At 49.9% G+C, this 796-nt stretch carries 2 protein-coding genes; both read right to left on the bottom strand.

Features of this window, described 5'->3' with window-relative positions; genetic code table 11:
• On the bottom strand, positions 1 to 485 hold a 485-nt coding region (locus tag ACM2FC_RS23535), incomplete at its 3' end, for an ATP-binding cassette domain-containing protein (RefSeq protein ID WP_498483461.1).
• Positions 482 to 796 (bottom strand): oligopeptide/dipeptide ABC transporter ATP-binding protein (locus ACM2FC_RS23530; RefSeq protein ID WP_498483460.1); only part of this gene is annotated, 315 nt, incomplete at its 5' end. The genes ACM2FC_RS23535 and ACM2FC_RS23530, both read right to left, overlap by 4 nt.

The following is a 796-nucleotide window of genomic DNA, read 5'->3' as shown; positions in this document are numbered from 1 at the left end:
AACTCATGTGGGTAACGGTTAATCACATTCGGCAATAAACCTACTTTTGCCATCATCTCTTTGACTCGAGACTTCACTTCATCTTTCGTCAGTTTCGGATAGAAGGTTTTCAATGGCTCTGCAATGATATCGCCCACCGTCATCCTTGGGTTTAGGGACGCCAATGGGTCTTGGAATATCATCTGAATTTCTTTGCGAGTCTCACGGCGCTGCACGTCTTGCATTTTGGTCAGGTCTTGACCCAACCACACCACTTCACCGTCAGTGGACTCTACTAACCCAATGATGGCACGCGCAAAGGTGGATTTTCCGCAGCCAGACTCCCCCACTACGCCAAGTGTTTCACCTTCATACAGCTGAATGTTCACCCCGTCCACCGCTTTGAGATTGGCCGGTTTTGACCAAGGCCACGCCGATTTCGATGCGATGCTAAAGTGCACCTTTAAGTTTTTCACATCCAGTAACAGTTGTTTGTCTGCCATCATTTTGTCCAAGCCTCCCAATCAGAAAAACACGCGCGTTGACGACCGTCTGCAAACGGCTTGAGTATCGGCGCTTCGGATTTACAGCGGTCACTCACTCGGTGACAACGCTCTTGGTAAGGACAGCCCGGTGGCAGTCGCAATAAGTTCGGTGGGTTACCCGGGATCGTCGGCAGGATTTCCCCTTCGGTATCCAAACGCGGAATGGCTTTCAATAAGCCTTCTGCATACGGGTGACTTGGGTTGTAGAAAATCTCATCTACTGTTCCATATTCCATAGTGCGCCCTGCGTACATGACCAGCACTTTGTCACA

This window comes from Vibrio sp. A37, from assembly GCF_059777565.1.
The sequence above is the reverse complement of the archived record's forward strand: the minus strand, read 5'-3'. Positions and strand labels throughout refer to the sequence as shown.